Source organism: Bacillus cytotoxicus NVH 391-98 (assembly GCF_000017425.1).
Classification (GTDB): Bacteria; Bacillota; Bacilli; order Bacillales; family Bacillaceae_G; genus Bacillus_A; species Bacillus_A cytotoxicus.
In genome coordinates, this window is record NC_009674.1 from 3,123,580 (window position 1) to 3,148,434 (window position 24,855).

General features: G+C 36.3%; 27 protein-coding genes. 3 read left to right on the forward strand and 24 right to left on the reverse strand.

Features of this window, described 5'->3' with window-relative positions:
• Positions 1-20: 20 nt before the first annotated feature.
• Positions 21-566, forward strand: coding sequence for a helix-turn-helix domain-containing protein (locus BCER98_RS15530; RefSeq protein WP_012095541.1), 546 nt, complete (start codon positions 21-23; stop codon positions 564-566).
• A 268-nt stretch (positions 567-834) separates the two neighbouring features.
• Here the strand turns inward: BCER98_RS15530 and BCER98_RS15540 are convergent, their stop codons facing one another.
• The 7 genes from BCER98_RS15540 to BCER98_RS15570 form a co-directional block, all read right to left on the reverse strand.
• Entirely contained in the window at positions 835-1,341 is a 507-nt protein-coding gene (locus tag BCER98_RS15540) for a GNAT family N-acetyltransferase (RefSeq protein WP_012095542.1), read from the reverse strand.
• 4 nt (positions 1,342-1,345) lie between these two features.
• Positions 1,346-2,437 (reverse strand): LacI family DNA-binding transcriptional regulator, encoded by a 1,092-nt coding sequence (locus BCER98_RS15545; RefSeq protein ID WP_012095543.1) that lies wholly within the window; start codon positions 2,435-2,437, stop codon positions 1,346-1,348.
• Positions 2,438-2,838: 401 nt separating this feature from the next.
• Positions 2,839-3,066 (reverse strand): YrhC family protein, encoded by a 228-nt coding sequence (locus tag BCER98_RS15550; RefSeq protein WP_012095544.1) that lies wholly within the window; start codon positions 3,064-3,066, stop codon positions 2,839-2,841.
• A 116-nt stretch (positions 3,067-3,182) separates the two neighbouring features.
• Complete coding sequence (locus BCER98_RS15555) at positions 3,183-4,316, reverse strand: bifunctional cystathionine gamma-lyase/homocysteine desulfhydrase (protein ID WP_012095545.1); 1,134 nt, start codon at positions 4,314-4,316, stop codon at positions 3,183-3,185.
• 2 nt (positions 4,317-4,318) lie between these two features.
• Positions 4,319-5,242, reverse strand: a complete 924-nt coding sequence (locus BCER98_RS15560) for an O-acetylserine dependent cystathionine beta-synthase (protein WP_012095546.1) — start codon at positions 5,240-5,242, stop codon at positions 4,319-4,321.
• Between the two features lie 81 nt (positions 5,243-5,323).
• Positions 5,324-6,019 carry a 5'-methylthioadenosine/S-adenosylhomocysteine nucleosidase gene (gene mtnN / locus BCER98_RS15565; protein WP_012095547.1) on the reverse strand — a complete coding sequence of 232 codons (696 nt, stop codon included), beginning with the start codon at positions 6,017-6,019 and terminating at the stop codon, positions 5,324-5,326.
• A gap of 14 nt (positions 6,020-6,033) precedes the next feature.
• A complete protein-coding gene (locus BCER98_RS15570; RefSeq protein ID WP_012095548.1) occupies positions 6,034-6,672 on the reverse strand; it encodes a class I SAM-dependent DNA methyltransferase in 639 nt (212 codons plus the stop codon).
• A 138-nt stretch (positions 6,673-6,810) separates the two neighbouring features.
• Here BCER98_RS15570 and BCER98_RS15575 point away from each other — a divergent pair, with 138 nt between their 5' ends.
• The gene (locus BCER98_RS15575; protein ID WP_012095549.1) at positions 6,811-7,026 is read left to right on the forward strand and encodes a YrzA family protein; all 216 of its coding nucleotides are present in this window, start codon (positions 6,811-6,813) and stop codon (positions 7,024-7,026) included.
• A gap of 40 nt (positions 7,027-7,066) precedes the next feature.
• Here the strand turns inward: BCER98_RS15575 and BCER98_RS15580 are convergent, their stop codons facing one another.
• The 14 genes from BCER98_RS15580 to BCER98_RS15645 all read right to left on the reverse strand — a co-directional run bounded on the left by BCER98_RS15580 (position 7,067) and on the right by BCER98_RS15645 (position 21,604).
• Positions 7,067-7,711 carry a YrrS family protein gene (locus BCER98_RS15580; RefSeq protein WP_012095550.1) on the reverse strand — a complete coding sequence of 215 codons (645 nt, stop codon included), beginning with the start codon at positions 7,709-7,711 and terminating at the stop codon, positions 7,067-7,069.
• Between the two features lie 116 nt (positions 7,712-7,827).
• Positions 7,828-9,582, reverse strand: a complete 1,755-nt coding sequence (locus BCER98_RS15585) for a peptidoglycan D,D-transpeptidase FtsI family protein (protein ID WP_012095551.1) — start codon at positions 9,580-9,582, stop codon at positions 7,828-7,830.
• 62 nt (positions 9,583-9,644) lie between these two features.
• Positions 9,645-10,346 (reverse strand): hypothetical protein, encoded by a 702-nt coding sequence (locus BCER98_RS15590; protein ID WP_041810037.1) that lies wholly within the window; start codon positions 10,344-10,346, stop codon positions 9,645-9,647.
• 233 nt (positions 10,347-10,579) lie between these two features.
• Positions 10,580-11,056, reverse strand: a complete 477-nt coding sequence (gene greA / locus BCER98_RS15595; RefSeq protein WP_012095553.1) for a transcription elongation factor GreA — start codon at positions 11,054-11,056, stop codon at positions 10,580-10,582.
• 280 nt (positions 11,057-11,336) lie between these two features.
• A complete protein-coding gene (udk, locus tag BCER98_RS15600) occupies positions 11,337-11,975 on the reverse strand; it encodes a uridine kinase (protein ID WP_012095554.1) in 639 nt (212 codons plus the stop codon).
• A 17-nt stretch (positions 11,976-11,992) separates the two neighbouring features.
• A complete protein-coding gene (locus BCER98_RS15605; protein WP_012095555.1) occupies positions 11,993-13,273 on the reverse strand; it encodes a peptidase U32 family protein in 1,281 nt (426 codons plus the stop codon).
• Positions 13,274-13,291: 18 nt separating this feature from the next.
• Positions 13,292-14,221, reverse strand: coding sequence for a peptidase U32 family protein (locus tag BCER98_RS15610; protein WP_012095556.1), 930 nt, complete (start codon positions 14,219-14,221; stop codon positions 13,292-13,294).
• 7 nt (positions 14,222-14,228) lie between these two features.
• On the reverse strand, positions 14,229-14,870 hold the full coding sequence (locus BCER98_RS15615; protein WP_012095557.1) for an O-methyltransferase: 642 nt from the start codon (positions 14,868-14,870) through the stop codon (positions 14,229-14,231).
• 213 nt (positions 14,871-15,083) lie between these two features.
• Positions 15,084-16,151 (reverse strand): endolytic transglycosylase MltG, encoded by a 1,068-nt coding sequence (mltG, locus tag BCER98_RS15620; RefSeq protein WP_012095558.1) that lies wholly within the window; start codon positions 16,149-16,151, stop codon positions 15,084-15,086.
• Between the two features lie 216 nt (positions 16,152-16,367).
• A complete protein-coding gene (locus BCER98_RS15625; protein ID WP_012095559.1) occupies positions 16,368-16,649 on the reverse strand; it encodes a DUF1292 domain-containing protein in 282 nt (93 codons plus the stop codon).
• Positions 16,650-16,661: 12 nt separating this feature from the next.
• Positions 16,662-17,075 carry a Holliday junction resolvase RuvX gene (gene ruvX / locus BCER98_RS15630; RefSeq protein ID WP_012095560.1) on the reverse strand — a complete coding sequence of 138 codons (414 nt, stop codon included), beginning with the start codon at positions 17,073-17,075 and terminating at the stop codon, positions 16,662-16,664.
• 3 nt (positions 17,076-17,078) lie between these two features.
• Positions 17,079-17,345, reverse strand: coding sequence for an IreB family regulatory phosphoprotein (locus tag BCER98_RS15635; RefSeq protein ID WP_012095561.1), 267 nt, complete (start codon positions 17,343-17,345; stop codon positions 17,079-17,081).
• A 79-nt stretch (positions 17,346-17,424) separates the two neighbouring features.
• Positions 17,425-20,067, reverse strand: coding sequence for an alanine--tRNA ligase (gene alaS, locus BCER98_RS15640; RefSeq protein WP_012095562.1), 2,643 nt, complete (start codon positions 20,065-20,067; stop codon positions 17,425-17,427).
• Positions 20,068-20,545: 478 nt separating this feature from the next.
• On the reverse strand, positions 20,546-21,604 hold the full coding sequence (locus BCER98_RS15645; protein ID WP_012095563.1) for an AI-2E family transporter: 1,059 nt from the start codon (positions 21,602-21,604) through the stop codon (positions 20,546-20,548).
• Between the two features lie 190 nt (positions 21,605-21,794).
• Here BCER98_RS15645 and BCER98_RS15650 point away from each other — a divergent pair, with 190 nt between their 5' ends.
• Positions 21,795-22,007 carry a hypothetical protein gene (locus tag BCER98_RS15650; protein ID WP_012095564.1) on the forward strand — a complete coding sequence of 71 codons (213 nt, stop codon included), beginning with the start codon at positions 21,795-21,797 and terminating at the stop codon, positions 22,005-22,007.
• A gap of 46 nt (positions 22,008-22,053) precedes the next feature.
• Here the strand turns inward: BCER98_RS15650 and BCER98_RS15655 are convergent, their stop codons facing one another.
• The 3 genes from BCER98_RS15655 to recD2 all read right to left on the reverse strand — a co-directional run bounded on the left by BCER98_RS15655 (position 22,054) and on the right by recD2 (position 24,852).
• On the reverse strand, positions 22,054-22,182 hold the full coding sequence (locus tag BCER98_RS15655) for a YrzQ family protein (protein WP_012095565.1): 129 nt from the start codon (positions 22,180-22,182) through the stop codon (positions 22,054-22,056).
• Between the two features lie 18 nt (positions 22,183-22,200).
• Complete coding sequence (locus BCER98_RS15660; protein ID WP_012095566.1) at positions 22,201-22,389, reverse strand: hypothetical protein; 189 nt, start codon at positions 22,387-22,389, stop codon at positions 22,201-22,203.
• 126 nt (positions 22,390-22,515) lie between these two features.
• Positions 22,516-24,852, reverse strand: coding sequence for an SF1B family DNA helicase RecD2 (gene recD2, locus BCER98_RS15665; protein WP_041810038.1), 2,337 nt, complete (start codon positions 24,850-24,852; stop codon positions 22,516-22,518).
• Positions 24,853-24,855: the final 3 nt, after the last annotated feature.

Sequence of the window (24,855 nt, forward strand, 5' to 3'; positions counted from 1 at the left end):
ACAAAAAGGAGATTGATTTTATGAATATTGGTTCTGCAATACGCGAAATTCGTCAACGCAGAGGCATCACAATCGCTCAAATTTGTGAAGGGACAGGACTTTCTAAAGGGTTTATGAGCCAGGTTGAAAATAATAAAACTTCACCATCTATCTCAACTTTAGAAACGATTTCCAATTTCCTAAATGTTCCTCTTCCTTATTTATTGCTTGAACAAAAAAATCGTATGAAAATTGTCAAAAAAGAAGAGCGGAAATATAGCGTATATGGAAAAGATAAGCAAAGAATTGAACATGTAGCAGAACAAGGTGGTCTGCGCTTATCTTTAGTAGAGATTCCTGTTGAATTCCCGAAAGAGAATAAACCAAACGCTCATGAAGGAGAAGAATGTCATCTTGTTTTACGTGGAAAATTAGAAGTACAGCATGGAGAAGATATTGCAATTGTAGAAGAAGGTGATTCGTTTTCTTGGAGTGCTTGTGTGCCTCATATTGTTCGAAATATTGGGGAAGAACCTGCATTACTACTCATCTCTAGCCATGCAGAAAATCGAAAACACATTTACTAATTACTCTAAAACCAATAAAGTGAAACTTTGATCATTGAGGGCTTCTTCCTCACCAATCGAGCTGTTACGAACAGGAAAAAAGCTTGTTTTTCCTTTGAAAACAAGCCTTTTTCCTGCTCTTATCCCTTTAAATATATAGATTTTCCAACGCATTATCATTCGCTTTATCCTAATATATCTACTCCTCAAGGTTGTTCTTATTGTATAATATATCAGAATATTCTTATATGTTTTATACAACTCTAGAAGTATCACTTTCTGCTCCTCATCACTCCGCTCTCTTGATCGCATAGACAAGAACATCCTTCCCATGAAATGAGGCTGTTTGTTCATAGCTCAATCCCGTTTTTCTAGCAACAAAGATAGAAGCGGGATGATCTGGGTTGATAAGGGAAATTAATTTTTTTAGTCTTAGCGCTTGAAATCCATAGTCCCGAAATGCTACTGCTGCTTCTTTTGCATAACCTTTTCTCCAATATGCAGGAAGTAACCAATAGCCAATTTCAATTTCTTCTTTACCGTCTACTTGTTGCCGCACAAGTCCCGCATGTCCAATCGGTACTGCTGTCTCTTTTTCGATCATTAGAAATAGTCCTAAACCATTTTGATAACCTGGAAGAACCCAGTTTTCGAGGTTTTTTTTGCACTGCATATATGTTTTAGGTGTCCCATTTCCAATATAGCGCATTACTTTTTCATTTCCCCATAACGAAGCATAAAAGTCTAAATCAGCCATTGTATATTTCCGAAACTGCAAACGATCTGTATGAAACATACTACTACCTCCTTCTTGTAGATTCTCTTTCTATTATCGCAACTGGCAATCGGATTTGCTGTACATGTTCTTTTCGCGACTGTTTGTGCAATAAAAAAATTGAATGTTGGGCCATGCTTCTAATAGATGTCTGTATTGTTGTTATGTTAGGAGTCATAATCATTGAAAGAGGTTGATTATCAAATCCAATCACTCCTAAATCTTGTGGAACATGAATATGTAATCGTTGTGCTGTCATAATCATACCTGCAGCTATTTCATCACTACCTGTAAAGATTGCATCTGGAATATCGCGCATGGAGGAAATACTATATATCACCTTTTCTCCATCCTTTAATTCAAAACAGTTTGAAAACACCCATTCTTGCTGTAACTGTAGGCCATATTCCTTTAATGCTCTTTTATAACCTTTATACCTTTGGCGCTGTGCTTTACTTTTTAATGTATCGTAACAAAAACCTATCCTTGTATATCCTTTTTCAATCAAATGTTTCGTTCCCATATATCCCGCTAACTCTTCATTAAATTGAACTGTACAAATCTTTTCTGTTTCAACATGTTCATTACAAATAACAATTTTCCCGAAGTGCATTGCCTCTTCTACTTCTCCAATCGGTAACGAAAGTGTCATAAAAATTAATGCATCTAATTTTTTCGTCTTAATGTAGTGTAAAAATTCTCTCTCCTTATCCATCTCATAATTTGACTGTAAAATCACAATATCGTAATGATCTTTTTTTAATATATAACTTAATTCTTGAATTAACTGGCTAAAAAAAGGATGATATATATTTGGAACAACTACACCAACTAAATTTGTTTGAAGACGCCTCAAATCTTTAGCCGTTGCTATTGGTACATAGTTTTGTTCCTCAATAATTGCTTCTACCCTTGCCCGCAATTCTGGACGGACATAAGGATGACGATTGAGTACTCGAGAAACCGTCGCTTTTGATACTCCAGCTAACTTCGCAATATCTTCAATGGTAGAAATGGTAATTCCCCCTTGATCTGTGATACATTTCAGAATGTACAGTATATTGTAAGTTTTACATCTATTATAAACGAGGTGAACAAAAATATGGGGAAAATTCAACTTTTAACAGAAAGAAGTTATTGAGGGAAAAGCAAGTTGCTTTTCATACTGCAAATGATAAACGTGGTGCAGAGGAACTAAATCTCTATGCTGCCTTTATTATTACAGCGATATACAAGTCTTGACGAAAAAAAGCAGTAAACAAAACTTGTTTACTGCTTCCATATGATAACTAGTATAAAGAAAACTACAGGTTTGAGGGGGGTGTAGAATTTTCAGATATATACTAGATATTCCATTTGGTTCTAATCATTCCAAAATCTCACATGAAAACTATCTTCTATTACATTATAATTGATAAAGATTATCATTGTCAATGTAAAACGCATACATTTTCTACACAACTTTTATCTATATAAAAAAACGCTACAAAAAGATATATTCTTCTTGTAGCGTTTCATCTATTCATACTCGTTCTCCTCTAACTGATCACGCAACACTTTAATACGTTTAAAAAAGAAAAACGCCATTCCTAAAAACAAAACAATAACACCCATCATCGCAAAGAATTGTACCGTTTCTCTTCCTCCATTTGGAATCAATAAACCAATCATAAAAAAGGTGGATATTGCAAGGAGGACTTGACCGAAGCGAGTATAATCTGCGATTTTTTGTTGCAATTCTTTCAACTTTTACCACTCCTCCCTATCACTTTATCATATTCTAATAGTTTTTGAAGCAAGTAAATACAGTCAATGAGGGAGAAGTTTGCCAAAAAAAAGAGCCGTTATTCACGGCTCTTTCATTATGCCAACGCTTGCGCTAAATCTTCAATTAAATCTTGACCATCTTCAATACCGACAGAAATACGAATTAATGTATCTGTAATACCTAGTTCTTTACGGCGGTCAGCTGGAATAGAAGCATGTGTCATTTGTGCCGGGATTGAAATTAAGCTTTCAACAGCCCCTAAACTTTCAGCAAGTGTGAAATATTGTACTTTCTCAAGTACCTTATTTAATGTTTCTTCACTATCTACATCGAATGAAATAATAGCACCGTATCCGTTTGCCTGTTCCTTTGCTAGTGCATGATTCGGATGCGATTCAAGCCCTGGATAGTATACTTTATTAACCTTTGGATGGTTATTTAAAAACTCGGCAATTGCACGTGAGTTTACTTCATGTTCTTCCATGCGAATACCTAATGTTTTTAAACCGCGTAGTAATAAGAAACTATCTTGTGGTCCAAGAACACCACCTGTTGAATTTTGAACAAAATGAAGATCTTCTGCTAATTGCGGACTATTTACAACAACTAAACCAGCAACTACATCACTATGTCCCCCTAAGTATTTCGTTGCACTGTGAAGGACAATATCTGCTCCCAGAGAAATAGGTGACTGCCAATAAGGAGTCATAAATGTGTTATCAATAATTGTTAGCAAACCCTTTTCTTTGGCAAATGTAGAAATTGCTTTGATATCTGTAATCTTTAATAGTGGGTTTGTTGGTGTTTCAACATAAATCGCTTTTGTATTTGGACGTACTGCCGTAGCTACTTCATCCAAATTTGTCGTATCTACAAATGTATGTTCAACACCAAAGCGGTTCAATACTTTTGTCACAACACGATATGTTCCACCATACACATCATCCGTTAAAATGATATGATCTCCTTTTGAGAATAACATGATTGTTGCTGTAATTGCAGCCATTCCGGATCCAAATGCAAATCCCGCATGACCGTTTTCTAGTACTGCAATCATTTCTTCTAAAGCTGCACGTGTTGGGTTTCCTGTGCGTGAATATTCATAACCTTTATGCTTACCAACTGCTTCTTGTCTGTACGTACTTGTTTGATAAATGGGCACATTGACAGATCCAGTTGAAGGTTCTCCTATGCGAATACCATGAATTAATTTTGTTTTTGCTCTCATTTTTATTCCCATCCTTTGTATATATCTTTACTTAAGTAACGCTCACTGCTATCTGGAAAGATCGTTACAATATTTGTGCCTGGTTTTGCTTTCTCAGCTTCTAGCAAACTTGCATGAAATGCAGCGCCTGATGAACTTCCTACAAGGAGTCCTTCTTTTTGTGCTAATTCTTTCACACGTTTAAAGGCATGTTTATCAGAAATCGTATAAATTTCATTAAAGTAAGACGGCTTTAAAAACGGCGGAATAAATTCAAGACCAATCCCTTCCGTTTCATGTGAACCTGCTTCACCACCATTTAAAATAGATCCTTCTGGTTCTACAATAACCGTTTTTACATTGGAATTTTGTTCTTTTAAATACGATGCAGTACCCATAAATGTACCACCAGTACCTGCACCTGCTACAAATATATCTACTTCTCCGTTTAAAGCTTCCCAAATTTCAGGTCCCAGTGTTTTAAAATAAGCACGTGGGTTTGCCTCGTTAGCAAACTGACTTGGAGAATATGAATTTGGAATTTCTTTGACTAACTCTTTTGCTTTTTCAATTGCCCCTGTCATTCCTTGTTCAGTTGGTGTGTGAACAACTTTTGCACCAAGTGCTTTCATTAGCTCTTGTTTTTCAATGCTAAATTTCTCTGGCACACAAACAATAACATGTAAGCCATGCTCTAGTGCAGCAAGTGCCAGTCCAATACCAGTATTCCCTGCTGTTGGCTCAATAAGCGTTCCACCTTTTGTGACAAGCCCTTTCGCTAATGCATCTTCAATTAATTCTTTTCCGAGACGATCTTTCACACTTCCACCTGGATTATAAAATTCAAGTTTCGCAAATAATCGAACACCATCTGGAAGTGAAAAACGAGTAATTTCTACCATCGGTGTATGACCAATTAATTCATGAACCCCACGATACACCTTCATCGTGTTCTCCTCCTTACTTGCCAATAAAGAAAAGGCAACTGTATGTAATTCTTTATATGAAACAGTTGCCTTTTTGTTACATTACTTTAACTCTTTCAATACTTTTACGATAAAGTTTGTAGAATGAAGAGCTGCTTGATCTAAAAATTGGTCAAATGAAACATTTGATTCTTTACCAGCAATATCAGAAAGTGCACGAATAATAACAAACGGAACGTTATATTGATGGCATACTTGTGCAACAGCTGCTGCTTCCATTTCTACTGCGTAAAGATTTTCAAATTTACCACGAATTGCTGCAACTCGGTTTGGATCACTCATAAATGAGTCACCCGTTGCAATCATTCCTTTAACCACTTGAATATTTTCTTCTTCCTTCATGCATTGCTCTGCCAATGCAACTAATTCTTTATCCGCTTTAAATCCTGGTGGCATGCCTGGCACTTGACCGTATTCATAATTAAATGCCGTTACATCCACATCATGATGACGAACCTCAGTTGAAATGACAACATCCCCAACATTTAAAGCGTGATGGAAGCCACCAGCTGAACCTGTATTGATTACTTTTTCAGGTTGATATCTTTCTAACAAAATTGTCGTAGACATCGCTGCGTTCACTTTACCAATACCGGATTTTAACAAGATTACTTCATGTCCTACTAACATTCCTTTTGTAAATTCACAGCCAGCAACGCTTTCTATTTCTGCTTGTTCTAATTTATCACGTAAAATACGCACTTCTTCTTCCATTGCTCCAATTACAGCAATTCTCAATCTAATCCCTCTTTCTATTGCTTAGTTGCCTCCATAACCCAAACGAAATGATTTAGTCTCGTAAATGTAACATGGAAGCCATTCTTTTCAAAAATAGATTGCATGATTGGAATACGTGTATAGTATTCTGTTTGCAAATCATTGGCTAACTGATGAAAACCTCGTTGTTTTGCAGTTTCTACAGTCTTATCATATGCTTCTTGATCTACAAATATCGTATCAGCAAAGACTATTTTACCACCTTTGTTTAGTAATTGACTATATTTCGCAATCGCCCTATCTTTTTCTTCATCTGTTAAATGATGAAATGCATAAGTACTAACAATCGTATCAATCGTATTTGGGACATCAAATTTGAGAAAATCTCCCTCTGTAATTGTAAATCCTTCTGGCAATTTTTCTTTTGCAATTGCACGCATTTCACGCGACGGTTCTATACCGTAAACAGTGCGGCCAGCAAGTAATAATTTATTTGTTAAGTTGCCAGTGCCAACACCAAATTCCAATACATTTCCAAATGATTTGTTTACTACATCCTCTAAAATTTCCTCATAATGAGCGAAAACTTCTTTATATTGTATATCTTCACCCTGTACGAATGAGTCGTATGTATGAGCCCATTCATCAAATAAACCATTAAATTCTGTACCCATGAAAATTCCCCTTTTTCTTATCGGTTTTATCAGTATGATATGCTTTCTTTCCTAAAATGTCAATCTAAATGTACATGGTATTTCTGTCTTTTCTTTGCTACACTAAGTGTGATTAATACAGGAGAGGAGTGTTTCTTCATGTCATTCACCTTTGAAATGTTAGAGGATAAAGTAGAATTTTTTGAAGCAACCGACTTAGTTTCTTTAGAGAAAAAGATTAACGAACAAATAGATAATAATAAAGCACTGATGCTTGAAGTTCATCGCGTTTCTCACCAAATGGTTATGGATCCAGAAAGCAAACGTCCATATTATAGTGCCGTTGTTCATTTTAAGCTAAAAAAATTACGTTAACTAAAAAAGAGAAAGGTTCTTTTAAGAACCTTTCTCTTTTTTAGTTTAGAGTTTGAACAAGTGTTGGCTTCCAACCCTCATTCTGTACCCATTCAATATTTACATAATATCTTTTTCCTGTTTGCTTATCTTGAACATTACCATACGCTTTTTCTTTTCCATTATTTCCAATGCGATGAATAATTAATTGTTCTACAGGAATTTCAATTGCAGAAGAAATTGCTTGATTCATTTCATTCCAATCTGCTGTTCCTTTTTTAAATGTCATTGCCGGCGTTGCGCCTTGCGTTGTGCCTACTGGTTTCCAAGAAGGTTTTGTATAGGCATCAGTCGCCTTTGGAAGTGTTTTTTCAGCTGCCACTTTTTCATTTGCCTTTGCTTCTTCCTCAGCTTTTTTCCTAGCTTCCTCTTCTGCCTTTTGCTTCTCTTCTTCAGCTTTTTTCTGTTCTTCTTCCTCTGCTTTTTCTTTTTCTTTCGCTTTTTTATCCTCAGATTTGTTCTCTTTCTTTGTTTCCTGAGATACTTTCTTATCTTGAGAAGATGCTTGTTCTGTTGTATCAGCAGTAAAGAAGACTTGATAAGCTACAACAATGACTGCTAATAATACAATCGCAATCGCAATATTTAAAACACCGTTTTGACGACGTTTTTGTTGTTTCTGTTGGAATCTAGATCCTCCTGCCATTCTTCAAACCTCCATGCAGTTTTTCCTACTTGCTATTGTAACATTAAATCTAAAAAGGTTGAACAATTACAAACATTTTTTCACAAACTGAAAACATTTTACATACAATTGCAAGATTACTGTGCATGCTCTAATTGATAAATCGCTTCTACAAACTCTTTGAAAATGGATGTTACTATATTTTGGTTTTGAGTTGTTTCAATATCCACTACAACTAAAGCATATTTAGGGTTATCATAAGGAAAATAACCAGCGAACCATCGATTTACTTTATTTCCCTTTCCGGTTTGTGCTGTACCGGACTTTCCAGCAACTGATACAGGTAAGCCTTGAAAAGCTGAACCCGTCCCTTCCTTCATTGTTACTACACTCCGTAACAATTGTTGTAACTTTGTTATCGTTGTATAAGAAAGGCGCTTTCCTTCTACCTTGTGATCTTTAAATTGAAAAAAACTCGTTCCATTCTTATATCGAATTTCTTTTACAGCCTTTACTTCACGTTTCTCTCCGCCCCGAGCAATCGTTGCCATCATATTTGCGACTGCTAACGGCGAAATTCGTACATCTTTTTGTCCAATTGCAGTTTGTGCAATTGCTTTATAGCTTCTTTTATTTTCTTCCTCCCCCCAAACAACAGCTTTTTTTTCTTCTGGCAACTGTTTAAACTTTAATGCATGAAATACCGGTCCCGTCCAGCCAACGTCCCCACTTCCACCGAGCGCTTTTAAATATGTTTCCATCACACTTTTATCAAGCTGCATTAATTCATTCCCGAGTTCAGCAAACGTTCGGTTACAACTTCTAGCAAAACTCTCTTTAAAGTTTAATTTTCCCATCATTACTTCTGGAATATCTTCACCATACAAATCTGTATCACAATTAAACATTCTGTTAGGCTGAAGTAATTTTTGATCTATTGCTGCCGCAGCTATCACCGTCTTAAAAATAGACCCTGGAAAATGAGGTGTTACCATTTGGTTTTCCAACGCCTGTTCATATGTACTCTTATCATTTTGCTGTATAGACGGCTTACTTACCATAGCTAAAATTTCATTATTTTCCACATCTAATAGTACTAATCCGCCCCTTTTCATCCTATAAATTTCCAGGAGCGCTTCTGCTTTTTGTTGCATCCGTTTATGAAGCGTTGTTTGAATCGTGACAGGATAAAACGGATTTCCAGGAGAGGTAAGTTTCGCATGCTTTCCAAAAATGGGCTCCCCCCGTCTATCCACTTGATATAATATTTTTGCTTCACCATCAGTCATTAAAAATTCATCAAATGACTGTTGTAACCCTGAAATACCGACAGGGGTTTGATTAGATAACTTATGTTTCTTTCCATATCGTTTTTGAAACTCCCTCTCATTTTCTCCTACTACACCAATGAAATGTTCTGCTTCGGATGTTTGTTTTAACCTTACTTCAGTCGCTACCATCCCTAACATATTTTCACGATTTATCTTTTCCATCTGTTCTTTCGTTAACTGAAACGGCTGATCACCTCTTTGAAATAGGAATGGTTTTCTTTTATTTTTCATTTGCAAATGTATGTCTTGCCCTGACACACCAATGATATGCGCAATTTTTTGTAACATGTCATTTTTTATTTGCAAGAACGGAAAAATTATTAAAGCGGGATAGCTTTTTTCACCGATTCTTTCTCCATTTCGATCAACAAAATGCCCCCTCCCTTCATCCACTGTAAAAGCTTGTGTACGCTGGGTGACACTCTTTTCAATTAAATTAATTTGCCTATCTGTAAATGATTCAGTAGATATAAGTTGTATTTGCGCCAGTCTACCAAGCAAAAGGAGCATAATACATGTAAAACATAATAAAATGATAACAATTCTTCGCTTCATTTTCATAAAAAAACACCTCGTCTTTTCAGTTTAGACGAGGCATTATTCTTTTTATACAAAACCTCCTATTACCTTTGATTTGCTGGTTGCTTTAAAAACTTCCTCAAAATTGACTTATATGTCTCTTCATCTATCCCTGCATTTTTAGCAACCTCAATTGAAGTATTGGTTACCCGTATTGCGGCATTTAAATATTCTTTATGTAAACCGTCCATTTCACTTCTTTTTTCCTTTGCATTTTCAACTGTTACAGAATCAATGCATGCAATCATTTTGTCTACAATCTGTAAATAAGCATTTTCAGTATTTATGAGCTTTTGAATATCATCTTTATTCTTAACTTTAGATTGTTTTAAAAATGTATATGCTTGATTTACTTGATCCTTGAGCACTTTATCATTATTTTTTGCCTGGTCTTGTAACATAGCCTTCATATCATCGATTCTCTTTTGATCCATTGTATCTCGTAGCAAAAACTCTGGATTGCCAATTGCGTAATCATATTTAATCGTTACATCTTGAAACATTTGCATTACAATAGCTAACTGATATTCTAAAGCAAAGTCTTCAAATTTTTGCTCCTTTTTATCTTCTTTTAGTTCCAAATTTTCCTTTGTACGATTTGACGTTGAAGTTTCGGCATCATTCTTTTTCTCTTCTTGTTTCGGTTTCGCTTCGTTTGATGTAGTTGTTTTCTCCGTAGAACCGCATGCAGCTAATCCTGTCATCAGGATCCCACAAGTAATTGTTGTAAATAATTTCTTTTTCATGAACGTTCCTTCTTCCTTATCCCTTTTAAAATCTCTTCATAGCGCAAAATATAATTATATACTATCAAAATTAAAACTCTTTTAATGTCGCATTATGTCGAATTTATCAAAAATTAAAACATTACAGATGTTTATATAGCAATTTTCACTTATAATCTGCCTTTCCTTCGTTTAGAGAAGGAGCTTCTCAGTGAAAATAAAAAAAGTTCACTCCTATGAGTGAACTTTTTTTATTATTTTACAGAGATAATTTCAACTTGCATTTCTCCGCCTGGTGTTTGGATGACTACTTTCTCACCAATTTGCTTACCTAATAGGCTTTTTGCAATTGGAGAATCGTTAGAAATTCTTCCTTCAAATGGATCAGCCTCTGCACTACCAACGATTGTGTAAGCTTCTTCATCTCCGTCTGGAAGTTCTTTAAATGTTACTGTTTTCCCCAATGTAACAACTGTAGATTCTTCGCCAGTATCCTCAATGATTACTGCATTACGAATCATGTTTTCTAACTGCGTGATACGACCTTCTACGAATGCTTGTTCATCTTTCGCTGCATCGTACTCAGAGTTCTCAGAAAGGTCCCCGAAGCTACGTGCAATTTTAATACGTTCTACAACTTCTTTACGTCTTACTGTTTTTAATTGTTCTAGTTCGTTTTCTAATTTTTCTTTACCCTCTTGTGTCATAGGGTATGTTTTTTCTGTTGCCATTCTTTTTCCACTCCTTTTATATACCAATCCCCCGAGAAAAGAGGAGTTCAAATATGAAAACTCCTCCGCATTTCCAATAGCGGAGGTTTCTAGTACATATGCACTAGCGGAGTTGTCACATACAACCCCGTCTTTTCTAATTCTTCCTCATATAAAGAAGATATGTATGGAAAGTTGATATAAATATGCCCTCATCTATATACAGATGGGGTTGCATGTATCATTGTATTCGATAGGAAAGGAAAAAATCCCTTCCTATCGAATATCTTTTACTATGCTATTACAAATTCACTTTTTCTTCAAGAATTGTTGCGATTTTTGTAACCATAATATCAATTGCAACGTGATTTTGTCCCCCTTCTGGGATAATGATGTCCGCAAATTTCTTAGAAGGCTCAATAAATTGGTTATGCATTGGGCGTACAACATTTACATATTGTTCAATGACCGAATCCATTGTGCGTCCACGCTCTTTAATATCGCGTTGCATACGACGTAAAATACGAAGATCTGCGTCTGTATCAACAAAAAGTTTGATGTCCATTAATTCACAAAGGCGCGGATCCTCTAGTACAAGAATCCCTTCTAAAATAATGACATCTTTCGGTTCAACCGGAATCACTTCCTCAGAACGCGTATGCAAAGTATAATCATATACAGGTTTTTCAATCATTTTATATGCAAGTAATTGGTGCAAGTGTTCGATTAGTAAATCATTATCAAAAGCTAATGGATGATCGTAATTTGTTTTTAAACGTTCTTCCATAGGTAAATGACTTTGGTCTTTATAATAATAATCTTGCTCCAAAATTAAGATGGAATGACCTTGAAAATGATCAAAAATTGCTTTTGTTACGCTTGTCTTACCTGATCCTGAACCACCAGCAATTCCAATTACAACAGGCTTATTCGTCCCCATTCAACTACCACTCTTTCTTATTGATATATGCTTTTGCGCATCATATTGTTCACATACACTGGTCGATCCACTTTGATTTTCACGATTTGCAGCGGGTGTCTTGCTGCATCTAATTCATTTCCATCCTCATCCCAAATTTTCTCCACCGTTTGTGTAAAGTTTTCTATTTCTGGTCCAAAGAACTCCACTTCATGGCCTGGTTTAAAATAATTACGTTGTTCGATTGTTGCAATGCCTGTTTCTTCATTATAATCTAACACTAAACCAGCAAAATCATACGTTGTTTTCTTACTATGATTTCCATACATTTGTTCTTGATATCCTGGTACACCTTCAAAGAAAGCTGGAGCTGTGTCACGATTTGCACATTTATCCAATTCGTCTAACCATTCTTGTTTAAATTCAAAATTATCAGGATCTGCGCAGTACGTATCGATTACTTTACGATATACCGTTGCTACAGTTGCAATGTAATGGATAGATTTCATACGTCCTTCAACTTTTAAGCTGTCAATTCCGATCTCAATCATTTTTGGAATCGAAAGAATTAAATTTAAATCTTTCGGACTCATCGCGAAAGGAGCATCTCCTTCTTGGAACAACGATAATTCTTGTGCATCTTTATGTTGGGAGACTGTTTGAATTAAGTCGTAATCCCAGCGACAAGATTGGCAACAACCACCGCGGTTAGAGTCGCGTGCTGTCATATGGTTACTTAATGTACATCTTCCAGAATACGCAATACACATTGCCCCATGGACAAATGCCTCAATTTCAATATCAACGTGTTCTTTTATTTCTTTCATTTCTTCATATCCAACTTCACGCGCTAATACAAGGCGATGTAATCCTTCCTCTTTCCAATATTGCGCTGCTTTCCAGTTAGATAGTGATTGTTGCGTACTTAAATGTACTTCAACAGAAGGTGCGACCCGCTTACATGTTTCAATAATAAGAGGGTCTGCAACGATAATACCTGTTACACCAGCTTTTTCAATGCCTCTTAAATATTCTTCTAGCCCTTCCATGTTCTCATTATGTGCAAAAATATTTGTTGTTACATATATCTTTGCACCATATTTCTTAGCAAATTCAACGCCTTCTGCCATCTCTTCTAATGTGAAGTTTCCAGCATTGGAACGAAGACCAAATTCTTGCCCACCTAAATATACAGCATCTGCACCGTAATGGATAGCTATTTTTAATTTCTCTAAATTTCCTGCTGGGATTAACAATTCAGGTTTCTTCACAATAACGCGCTTGCCATCAATTACTCGTGAAATTTCTTGCATTGTCATATTCTACACCCTCCTCGTTTAGTAAACCGTTTCTTTAAAGAAGAATCCTGTATCAAGCGGACGATTTACTGGTTGCATCTCTTCTATCTCTTTATATAAATTGTCTTTTATGTCATAATACGCATCGCGATCTTCTACACATAAATCAATTGCTTTACGGTATTTCTTTGTAACCTCAACAATATATTCAGAGCTTTTTAATACACCATCAATTTTTAAGCAATCTATTTCTGCATCGATTAGTTCATCTAATTCATCAATAAAGCAAATATCATTTGGACTCATAATATGCGTACCATTTGCATCTTCATAAATTGGGTATTTATTATTACGTTCTTTATCATATAAAAACATATTTTCTTCGTATTTTTTCTTTTCAATTTCCAAATGACGTCCTTGATATTCAAAGTAGTTCCCAACTAGTGAGCGTTTTGATTGAAACATACATGTCATACCGTGAATTTGTACTTCTACTTCTACCTCTGCATGTTCTTTTAATTCAATAATTTCATCTAAACTTAACTCACGTGCGAGCACAGCACGTTTTGCCCCTTTACGTCCCCAATAATTACATGAAAACCAGTTCGTTGCCGTCGTTTCTGTATTCCAATGCAACGGCATGTTCGGTGCTACTTCACGAGCTGTCATAAGTACAGCTGGATCTCCAAAAACAATCGCATCTACTTGTACATCTCGTAAAAATGAAACATAGTCTTTTAAAGCTTCTACTTTTTCATTGTGAAACACAGCATTCATCGCTACATAAACTTTCATATCGTGCTCATGCGCAATATTTACAGCTTGCTTCACATCTTCACGAGAAAACTCACCAGCTAATCGTAAGCCAAACTCTTGTTCACCAATTATAACCGCATCTGCCCCTGCCTTCGCAAGAGGTTCAATATCTGCAATCACTCTTGGTGTTACTAACAATTCAGGTTTTTTCATACCTTTGTCATCCTTTCTTTTTGCTCACTGCTACTCCGTCACCAATCGGGAAAATTGTCGTATCATATCCCTTATGGTTCATAAGCCATTCATTATACGTCTTAATACGGCGAATTAAACCACGTGTACGTCTATTTTCAATCTTCTCTTTTGTCGTTACGAGTCCGTGATATAACACATTATCTGAAATAATAACGCCACCTGGATTTAATAACGGCTCATATAAATCAAAAAAGCGACGATATTGTCCTTTTGCAGCGTCAATAAAAATAACATCAAACGTTCCGTGTTCCTTTACTTGCTCGCCCGTTTCTAATGCATCACCGTAAATAACGGAAATGCGTTCTTTAACAGGAGAACGCTCTATATATTCAAGTGCTTTTTCATATCGATCACTATTGCGCTCTACTGTCACAATGCGTGAATTTGGAATTGCTTGCATCATACGAATACTAGAATAACCAATTGCTGTTCCTAGCTCTAATATGCTTTTCGGTTCAATCAAACGTAAAAATTGAAGCATAAATTCCATACCAAGGCGATCCATAATCGGCACATGATGTTCACTCGCATATTCTTCCATTTCAAGAATAAGTTCGTCTTTTTCAGTAATAAATGATAATAAGTATTCGTTAACTGCATCCTTCATAAATGGTCCTCCTTATTTATACGGAGAAGTGCCTCTATGACGTGTCAGTCTTTCTTCACACATAGAATGCAATAAAAATACAAGCCTGCTTCACCCTTAGCTTGTACGTCCCGTTTTAATATTAAAAACGATTCTTCTGCCACTTTTTAACCCGATATATTTTAACATAAAAAAGAAGGATATGCGACTTTTTTCGCTATCCTTCTCATTTCATTATTTTTGTGTAATGTATTTCTGCTTTAGTGCATTATGTTCTTCTAATGTTTTTGCATAATACACTTCACCATTTGGTGCTGCTAAGAAATAATAATAATCCGTTTGTGCAGGCTCTAACGCTGCTTGTACAGACTGCTTACCAGAGTTTGCAATCGGTCCAACCGGAAGCCCTTTTACCACATACGTATTATATGGCGAATTTACTTTTAAATCTTTATATAATACACGCTCTTTATGCTTTCCAAGCGCATACAATACAGTCGGATCTGTCTGTAATGGCATTCCTTTTGTTAAACGATTGTAAAAAACACTAGCAATCTTTTGACGATCTGTAAATCCTGTTGCTTCTTCTTCAATTAAAGAAGATAACGTTAACAGCTGATGAACATCAAAATTTTTCTCCTTCATTTTCGCTTCATTTTTCACAATAAGTGCGTTTGTTTTTTCAAGCATTGCTGTTACAATTTCTTCTAATGTTGTATCTTTTTTATAAAAAGAGTATGTTGCTGGATATAAATAGCCTTCTAACGGATATTTTATGTTGCTGTCAAAAATTTTATTTGTTAATAATGCCGGATACTTTTGCTGCAATTTTTGAACAAATGATTTATCATTTAATTGACGTACTACATCATCTTTATTCCATTTTAATTCCTTCGCAATCGTATCGGCAATTTCGACAACTTGTGTCCCTTCTTTAATCGTTATTTTATACGCTACTGGACGATGTACATTTCCAGATGACATTTGTTCCATCACTTCATCTACATTCATTGAAGTATGTAATAAGTATGTACCAGCCTGAAGGTTTTTCGATTTTGCCTTTGCATAAATACTAAATACCGTACCATTTTTAATGGCACCCTTTTCCTCTAAGATTTCTCCAATTTGACTTATAGATGAACCTTTTGGAATCTCAACTACAATTTCCTGTTTCTTACTACGATCAATCGGTTTCAATGCAGATGAAATGTACGCATAGACTGACGCACAACATACAAATAGTGCAATAATCATTACGAAAGCGACGCGTCTACGCTTCTTCTTCATTTGATTTTGTATCAAAGTCCTTCCTCCTTATTCCATTGTAGACCATATGTATATCTTCTATACAATGCTCTACAGCACCAAAGCAAAGCTCCATTCATTTGTACATAGTTGTTATTTTATACAATCCGTATTATTATACTATAAATTACAACATGGTTTCGACAAAAAATCTTTCATTGAACACATGAATATAAAAAAGATGGACTGCACATGCAGCCCATCTTTTTTATATTATTCTTCTTCGTCTTCTGCAGCAAGAGTGTTAAACATTTCTTGGACCATTTCCCACTCTTCTTCAGATTCGATTGGAAGCAATGTACCACCAGCTTCATCTTCGTTTTGCTCGTATGCCATTGCATCATAAATTGGATCTCCATCTTCGTCTACTTCACCGATTGGTGAGAACACAACATATGATTTGTTTCCAAATTTTTCAGCATCAAACGTGAAAATAATTTCACATAAATGCTCATTTCCTTTTTCGTCAACAATTGTAATTTGATTTTCTTCCATTCTGGTCACCTCTTATTTGCTATCTAAATATCCTTGTAAAATCACGACTGCAGCCATTTTATCAACGACTTGCTTTCGTTTTTTTCGGCTTACATCAGCCGAAATGAGAAGTCGTTCCGCTGCCATTGTTGACAAGCGTTCGTCCCAAAGTATAACTTCTAGTTGCAAAAGTTCACGTAAACTTTCAGCATATCTTTGACAAGCTTCACCGCGCGGACCGATTGTTCCATTCATATTCTTTGGCAACCCTACTACTATCTTGTCCACATTATACTGTTTTACTAGTTCAGAAACTCGATCAAAACCGAAAATTTCTCGTTCTTCGTTAATTTTAATCGTTTCTAAACCTTGCGCGGTCCAGCCCATTTCGTCGCTAATTGCAACGCCAACTGTTTTTGTACCAACATCTAAACCTAATATTCGCATAAACTACTCCTCACGATGTTGCTTCAAATAAGACTTCACAAGTTCTTCAATTAACTCATCACGTTCTAGTTTGCGAATAATATTACGCGCGTCTTTGTGACGAGGTATGTATGCTGGGTCTCCGCTTAATAAATAACCGACAATTTGATTAATCGGATTATAGCCTTTTTCTTGAAGTGCATCATACACAGTTAAAAGTACATCATTTACATGGACACTCTGTTTTTCATCTTGAATGCTAAACTTCATTGTTTTATCAAAACCGTCCATTTAAAGCACCTCACTTATCAAGTAGTAAATATAGGGAGAAGACTATTTCCTCTCCCTACTATTGTACACTACTCTCTCTTTATTTTGAAACAGATTTAACGTACTCTTGTACAAAAGCTAGAGCTTCGTCTACTTGCGCTGGATTTTTACCGCCCGCTTGAGCCATATCAGGACGGCCACCACCGCCGCCACCGCAGCGAGAGGCAACTTCTTTTACAAGTTTTCCCGCGTGATATCCTTGACCAACTAGATCTTTCGTTACACCTGCTAAGATATTTACTTTATCATCATTTACAGCTGCTAATACAATTACTGCAGATTCTAACTTATTTTTCAAGTCATCCATCATTGTACGTAAGTTATTCATATCTGCAACATTTACTTTCGTCGCTAATACATTAATCCCATCCACTGAGACAACTGCATCTGTTAAATTTCCAGCTTCAATATTACTTAACTTAGCAGCAAGAGATTCATTTTCTTTTTGAAGTTGTTTCACCTCAGCAAATAAACCATCCACTCTTGTTAAAATATCTTTCGGATTTGTTTTCATTTTCCCTGCAGCCTCTTTTAATAAACTTACTTGATCGTTCATTAATTCGTATGCCGCTTTACCAGTTACTGCTTCGATACGACGTGTTCCTGCACCGATACCAGACTCAGCAACAATTTTGAAAATACCGATAGAAGCTGTGTTATCAACATGGCAACCACCACAAAGTTCTAAGCTGTAATCACCAACTTGAACAACGCGAACAACATCTCCATATTTTTCACCGAATAATGCCATTGCACCCATTTCTTTTGCTTCTTCAATTGCCTTTTGAGAAATTTCCACATCAATACTTTCCCAAATTTTCTCGTTTACAATACGCTCAATTTTTTCTAATTCATCAGCTTGTACTTGACCGAAGTGAGAGAAATCAAAGCGTAAACGTTCTGCTGTAACAAGAGAACCCGCTTGGTTAACATGTGTTCCAAGCACATCTTTTAAAGCTTGATGCAACAGGTGAGTTGCTGTATGGTTCTTCACAATGCTACTGCGATTTTTCGTATCAATCACAGCTTTCACAGTTGCATCTTTCGTTAATACTCCTTCTTCCACAACTACTTTGTGTAAGTTTTGACCATTTGGTGCTTTTTGTACATCTTTTACAAGAACTTTCACACCGTCTGTAAGAAGGTAACCACTGTCTGCAATTTGCCCACCGCTTTCAGCGTAGAATGGCGTTACATCAAGCATTAATTGTCCTTCTTCACCTGCTTGTAAGCTGTCTGTATACTCACCATTTTTCACAAGTGCCACTACATTGCTTTCTGTTGCAACAGTGCCGTAACCAACGAATTCACTTGCTACTTTAATTTCCCCAAGAACACCGCCTTGAACTTGCATAGAATCAACATCTTGACGAGCCGCACGTGCACGTTCACGTTGTTTTTCCATCTCTGCTTCAAATCCTGCATGATCAACTGTCATACCAGCTTCTTCAGCATATTCTTCTGTTAATTCAACCGGGAATCCATATGTGTCATATAGACGGAATGCATCTACTCCAGAAATAACGGTTGTTTTTTCTTCTTTCGCTTTTGCAATTACTTCTGCTAAAATCGCTTCACCGTCATGAAGTGTTTCATGGAAACGCTCTTCTTCATTTTTCACAACTTTTGCAATGAAATCTTTCTTTTCAAGAACTTCTGGATAAAAGTCTTTCATCACTTCTCCAACAACGGGTACTAATTCATACATAAATGGACGGTTCATGTTTAATTTTTTCGCATAACGAACAGCGCGACGTAATAAACGACGTAATACATAACCACGACCTTCGTTAGAAGGAAGAGCCCCATCACCAACAGCAAATGTTACAGTACGAATATGGTCTGCAATCACTTTAAATGCCATATCTTTCTCTGCGTCGCCACTACGATACTTCTCACCAGAGATTGATTCTGTTGCACCAATCATCGGCATGAATAAATCTGTATCAAAGTTTGTAGGCACGTTTTGAACGATAGATGTCATACGCTCTAGGCCCATTCCTGTATCGATGTTTTTCTTTGGAAGTGGTGTATAAGAACCGTCTGGGTTATGGTTAAATTGAGAGAACACAAGGTTCCATACTTCTAAGTATCGCTCATTTTCACCACCAGGATATAATTCTGGATCACTTGGATCATTACCATAAGCTTCACCGCGATCATAGAAAATCTCAGTATTCGGTCCACTTGGTCCTTCACCAATATCCCAGAAGTTTTCTTCTAAACGAATAATACGTTCTTTCGGAACACCTATTTTTTCATGCCAAATTGTAAAGGCTTCTTCATCTTCTGGGTGAATTGTAACAGATAATAATTCTTTATCGAATCCAATCCATTTGTCGCTCGTTAAAAATTCCCAAGCCCATGTAATTGCCTCTTCTTTAAAATAATCACCGATTGAAAAGTTTCCTAGCATTTCAAAGAATGTATGGTGACGAGCTGTTTTCCCAACGTTTTCAATATCGTTGGTACGAATTGATTTTTGTGCATTTGTAATACGTGGATTTTGTGGAATAACACGTCCATCAAAGTATTTTTTTAATGTCGCTACGCCACTATTGATCCATAAAAGAGATGGATCTTCATGTGGAACTAATGATGCACTCGGTTCAATCGCATGCCCTTTTTCCTTAAAAAAATCTAAAAACATTTGACGAATTTGTGCGCCTGTTAATTGTTTCATCTACATTTCCTCCTTTAAAAAATTCCATAAAAACAAAAAACTCTCGCCCCTATAAAAGGGACGAGAGTTAACTCGCGATACCACCCTAATTATGAAATAAAAAGCGGAAGCGTCTCGCTTAAAAGCGGAAGAAATTGAACCAGTCGAACAGAAAGACGCTTTTTGTCTTTCCGTGAGATTGGGAAATTTCAGAGCTTTTAGACGCTGAAGCTAGATTGCATACGGTAATATGCATTTATTTCATCACCTCATGGTGCCGTAACGTGGCAAGACGGCAGGGATTAGCTGCTCTCAGGAGTAGCGTTCTGTCATCCTTCATTTAAAACTTCTTTCAGCCAATGGAAGTTTCTCTCTACAAATGGACTATGACATACTCGTTCCGTCATCAATTTCAAATCAGTATAAAATACATTTTATGATGGAAACTGACATAAGTTTCTACTATATGCCAAAATTGTAGCGAATTCGTTTCTATTTGTCAACGGCTCCAAAGAGGCTTGATATGAACAACTACAGTTCGAATAACCGCTAAAATTGGAACAGATATTAAAAGACCGACAATTCCACCTACCTCGCCACCAACAAGCAAGGCAAGCATAATGACAACTGGATGCATGCGCAACGATTTCCCAACAATATACGGAGATAAAATATTACTTTCAACAAATTGCAAAATTGCTAGTGCAATCCCAGCTTTAATGAATAAACTTGTAGATACTGTTGCTGCAATCATTAACGTTGGAATAGCTCCTAAAATAGGACCAAAGTATGGAATAATATCTGTAACCCCGACAACAATCCCAAGAAGCAATGGATATTTCATACCGATAAACCAAAATGCAAGAGCGGACACACCACCTAAAACTAAACAAACAAATAATTGTCCGCGAATATAACTCCCTAATGATTTATCGATTTCTTTGGCTAATATTTGTCCCGTATCTCGCCATTTATAAGGGGTTAATTTCCAAAAAACATGATAAAATGCCCCATAATCTTTCAGTATGTAAAACACAATGAACGGAATAAGAAAAATGATGAGCAAAGAGTCAAGCACACCGCGGGCCGTACTCATCACTTTATTTAATAAGGATTGTATTTTCATTTCAATTCCAACAAAAATTTGCTTTACTTTATCATGAATAAACGAAGGGAAATTATCCGTTTGTTCTGTGACACCATCCATCCATGAATCGTACATTTTCATAAACTCAGGAAATTGCTTATTCATTTCTTGCAACTGGCTAATGACAACTGGTGTTCCTTTATAAATCCCGTAACCAAGGCCGCCAAAAAAGAGAATATAAATGAGTAAAATCGCAAGGGTACGAGGCATTCCTTGTTTATGTAACTTCTCAATTAAAGGATGCAGTAAATAAGCTATAAAACAAGCAATGAAAAACGGTGTAATTGCTACTTTACATACAAATATAATAGGCGCCCATAATGGTTTGATTTTTAAAAAAACAAGTAAACATAAAAATACTAATAACAATAACCCTAGTCGATAAATCCAAATGATTTTAAGATTCTTCAAACGAAAAACCTCCTCTTCTCTTATTTTGAAAAGAAACCGAGCAGGTTATGTGCAAAACTTTAAAAAATCATTGGACTAAAATATTTTCAGACAGACCATACTGTTTCTAAAAGATGGACATATATTTAACCTAACAAGAACAACTACTCTGAGACTACAACATAATAAAATGATAGTCAGGAGGAACAAAATGGTCTGGTTTATGCTTAGCTTGTCGGCACTTTGTATGATTCTTGAATGGATTTGCATTGGTCTAGGAATTTGGAAAGGTTTCTTTACACATACAGCACGTAAAGAGCGCGCAAAACATTTATGGTATTATGGTGTACTTGGCATTGGTTGTTACGGCCTTTCTCATGTATTTTCAGAAATCGGACTTTTTTATTTGCATATAAGTGCATAAAAAAACTCCCTGCATTTTTAGGGAGTTTTTCATTTTATAAAAGCCGTCACAAGTACGACTTAATCATTTTGCGTGCTTTTTTCATATTGCGCTTTGAAAACAAATCTTGTTTGCGAGCATATCGATATGCTGCCGCTCCAATTCCTAATGCAATAAATGAATTGCGTAGATTCAAAGTAAATCCCCCTTTTCGTTATCCAATCGTTCTTTCATCCTCATCAAATAAATCATCAAGAGAACTTAACGAACCATCTTCTTCTACTTGATGTGTATGGATTTTCCCCTTTGAAATCGATAATTCGATATAACAATTCCAACAATAAAATTGATTCACACCGATTTTTCCAATATCTTTTCCTTTGCAATTTGGACAACTAAACATATGGCTTCCATCTCCTTACGTTCTCCCAGATTCTATTCGCCATTATGTCCAAACTGCATTCATTTATACATGTTAGCAACTTTCAATATGATACACTTGAAAGCTTCACTATATAATTTCACCTCGTTACATAAAATCATACGGTGAAATGTTTTCCACGTCCATTTCTTCTCCATTAATAACAACCATCTGTGCTTCGCCTTTTGCCTCTTGCAAACGACTTCCTAAAGTTGTTTGCCGCATGGCATCATCGAGACGGTTCACTCCAGATCGAAAAGCTTCTTCTTCTCCGCAGATAATCAAAAACTTTTTACTTCTTGTAATACCCGTATAAATTAAATTCCGACGCAACATGCGGTTATAACTTTTTACAATCGGCATAATTACAATCGGAAATTCACTCCCTTGCGACTTATGAATGGAGCAGCAATATGCATGTGTAATTTGATTCAAATCAGCCTTCGTATATGTCACTTCAATGCCATCAAATGAAACAACAACCATATCTTGTTGCTCTACATTTTCCTTCGCGTAAAATATAGAAATAATTTCGCCAATATCTCCATTAAACACTTGACTTTCCGGTTGATTGACTAATTGAAGAACCTTATCGCCTCTTCTATATACAACATCACCATAAGCAATTTCTTTACTCTTTTCTTGTTTCGGGTTAAAGACTTGTTGCAATGCCTCATTTAACACATTAATCCCTGCCGATCCGCGATACATAGGTGCTAACACTTGCACATCTTTTGCACTAAATCCCTTTACTTTTGCGCTTTCACACACTCGTTTTACAACATCAACAATTTGATTCCCCGTGCACGCAATAAAGGAACGATCTTGTTTATTTTTCGTTACATCTGGCGGTAATGTTCCATTCTTTATCGCATGAGCAAGTTGAACAACAGATGACCCTTCAGCTTGCCGATAAATTTCGGTCAGTTTTACCGTTGGAATGATACCGGCGTTTAATAAATCTTTTAATACTTGTCCCGGTCCTACAGATGGCAATTGATCTTCATCGCCAACAATAATGACTTGCATATTTGTCGGCAATGATTTCAAAAGCTGATTTGCAAGCCAAATATCGACCATAGAAAATTCATCGACAATAAGAAGTTTCCCCTGCACCGGATCTGTTTCATTTCGCTGAAACGAGCCTTCGGGCGTCCAACCAAGCAAACGGTGAATTGTACATGCAGGAAGACCTGTTGATTCGCTCATTCGCTTTGCCGCACGACCTGTTGGAGCTGTTAATAAAATCGGAAATGGATTATCATCGCTATAATCTTTAGGATTTAACGATAATCCATGTAGCGATGCATACATTTCGACAATTCCTTTAATAACTGTTGTCTTTCCTGTTCCTGGGCCACCGGTTAACAGCATCATCGGTTGATGAAGTGCTGTTTGAATCGCCTCTTGCTGAAGCGGTGCATACTGTACTTTCATCTGCTCTTCGATCTTACCTAACGTTAACAACACTTCTGCCTCGGGAAATGACGGCGTTTCTTTTTGGCTCATCAGGCGATGAATCGACTTCACAACACCTTTCTCAGAATAATATAAAGAAGCCAAATAAATACGCTCTTCCTCTATAATGATTTTCCCTTCGCCTTGCATCATTTCGATGCATTGCACAATATCTTCTTCCGTCACAGTCCCTTCTCGGTTATTTAAAAGAGACATCGTTTCACGTACAAGCTGCTCCTTCTCCATATAAACATGACCATATTGAAGCGATACATTCTCCAACGTATAAAAACATCCCGCTCGTACACGATCATTATGATTTCCTGATATCCCAAGAGCACGTCCTATATCGTCTGCTCTTCCAAAGCCAATTCCGTCAACTTCTTCAATCAACTGGTACGGATTATTTCGAATAACTTCTAGTGTCATTTCTTTATATTGCTGATAAATTTTAATGGAAAGCTTTGTCCCAAATCCATAACCATTTAAAAAGCTCATCACTTTTTCAAGCCCTTGATGCTCAATGATCGTCTCATATATTTCTTGCGCTTTTTGCTTATTGACGACACCTTCTAGCGCAGCCGGATCATCCATAATTTTAGAAATGGCGTGTTCTCCAAGATGATTGACAATTTTTTCAGCTGTTCGCTTCCCAATTCCTTTAAATAAATCGCTCGCTAAATATTGCACCATTCCTGTTTTCGTTTGGGGCAATTCTTTTTTAAATGTTTCAACTTGATATTGCTTCCCATATTTAGGATGCTCTTTAAAATACCCTGTTAATGTAAATACTTCATCTTCATGCATACGGGGAAAATGACCGTTGATCATTACTTTTTTTTCGTCATATGCTTCATTTGTTTCAATGACTTTCATACTGACAACGGAATAGAGGTTTTCTTCGTTGTGGAAAATAGTATGAAGAACTTGCGCTTTTATAAACTTTCTCTCTTCCTCAAACAAATCCATGGCATGTTGATTCTCCATCGT

Coding starts and splice junctions, on each gene's coding strand:
- BCER98_RS15580 (WP_012095550.1), bottom strand. CDS start 7,711: ATGGCAGGAGGATCTAGATTCCAACAGAAACAACAAAAACGTCGTCAA.
- BCER98_RS15555 (WP_012095545.1), bottom strand. CDS start 4,316: ATGAGAGCAAAAACAAAATTAATTCATGGTATTCGCATAGGAGAACCT.
- alaS (WP_012095562.1), bottom strand. CDS start 20,067: ATGAAACAATTAACAGGCGCACAAATTCGTCAAATGTTTTTAGATTTT.
- BCER98_RS15560 (WP_012095546.1), bottom strand. CDS start 5,242: ATGAAGGTGTATCGTGGGGTTCATGAATTAATTGGTCATACACCGATG.
- BCER98_RS15635 (WP_012095561.1), bottom strand. CDS start 17,345: ATGGACGGTTTTGATAAAACAATGAAGTTTAGCATTCAAGATGAAAAA.
- BCER98_RS15570 (WP_012095548.1), bottom strand. CDS start 6,672: ATGGGTACAGAATTTAATGGTTTATTTGATGAATGGGCTCATACATAC.
- BCER98_RS15625 (WP_012095559.1), bottom strand. CDS start 16,649: ATGGAAGAAAATCAAATTACAATTGTTGACGAAAAAGGAAATGAGCAT.
- BCER98_RS15585 (WP_012095551.1), bottom strand. CDS start 9,582: ATGAAAATGAAGCGAAGAATTGTTATCATTTTATTATGTTTTACATGT.
- BCER98_RS15575 (WP_012095549.1), top strand. CDS start 6,811: ATGTCATTCACCTTTGAAATGTTAGAGGATAAAGTAGAATTTTTTGAA.
- BCER98_RS15615 (WP_012095557.1), bottom strand. CDS start 14,870: ATGAAGGATGCAGTTAACGAATACTTATTATCATTTATTACTGAAAAA.
- udk (WP_012095554.1), bottom strand. CDS start 11,975: ATGGGGACGAATAAGCCTGTTGTAATTGGAATTGCTGGTGGTTCAGGA.
- BCER98_RS15610 (WP_012095556.1), bottom strand. CDS start 14,221: ATGAAAAAACCTGAATTGTTAGTAACACCAAGAGTGATTGCAGATATT.
- BCER98_RS15660 (WP_012095566.1), bottom strand. CDS start 22,389: ATGTTTAGTTGTCCAAATTGCAAAGGAAAAGATATTGGAAAAATCGGT.
- greA (WP_012095553.1), bottom strand. CDS start 11,056: ATGGCAACAGAAAAAACATACCCTATGACACAAGAGGGTAAAGAAAAA.
- BCER98_RS15605 (WP_012095555.1), bottom strand. CDS start 13,273: ATGACAATGCAAGAAATTTCACGAGTAATTGATGGCAAGCGCGTTATT.
- BCER98_RS15540 (WP_012095542.1), bottom strand. CDS start 1,341: ATGTTTCATACAGATCGTTTGCAGTTTCGGAAATATACAATGGCTGAT.
- recD2 (WP_041810038.1), bottom strand. CDS start 24,852: ATGGAGAATCAACATGCCATGGATTTGTTTGAGGAAGAGAGAAAGTTT.
- BCER98_RS15590 (WP_041810037.1), bottom strand. CDS start 10,346: ATGAAAAAGAAATTATTTACAACAATTACTTGTGGGATCCTGATGACA.
- ruvX (WP_012095560.1), bottom strand. CDS start 17,075: ATGCGAATATTAGGTTTAGATGTTGGTACAAAAACAGTTGGCGTTGCA.
- BCER98_RS15530 (WP_012095541.1), top strand. CDS start 21: ATGAATATTGGTTCTGCAATACGCGAAATTCGTCAACGCAGAGGCATC.
- BCER98_RS15650 (WP_012095564.1), top strand. CDS start 21,795: ATGGTCTGGTTTATGCTTAGCTTGTCGGCACTTTGTATGATTCTTGAA.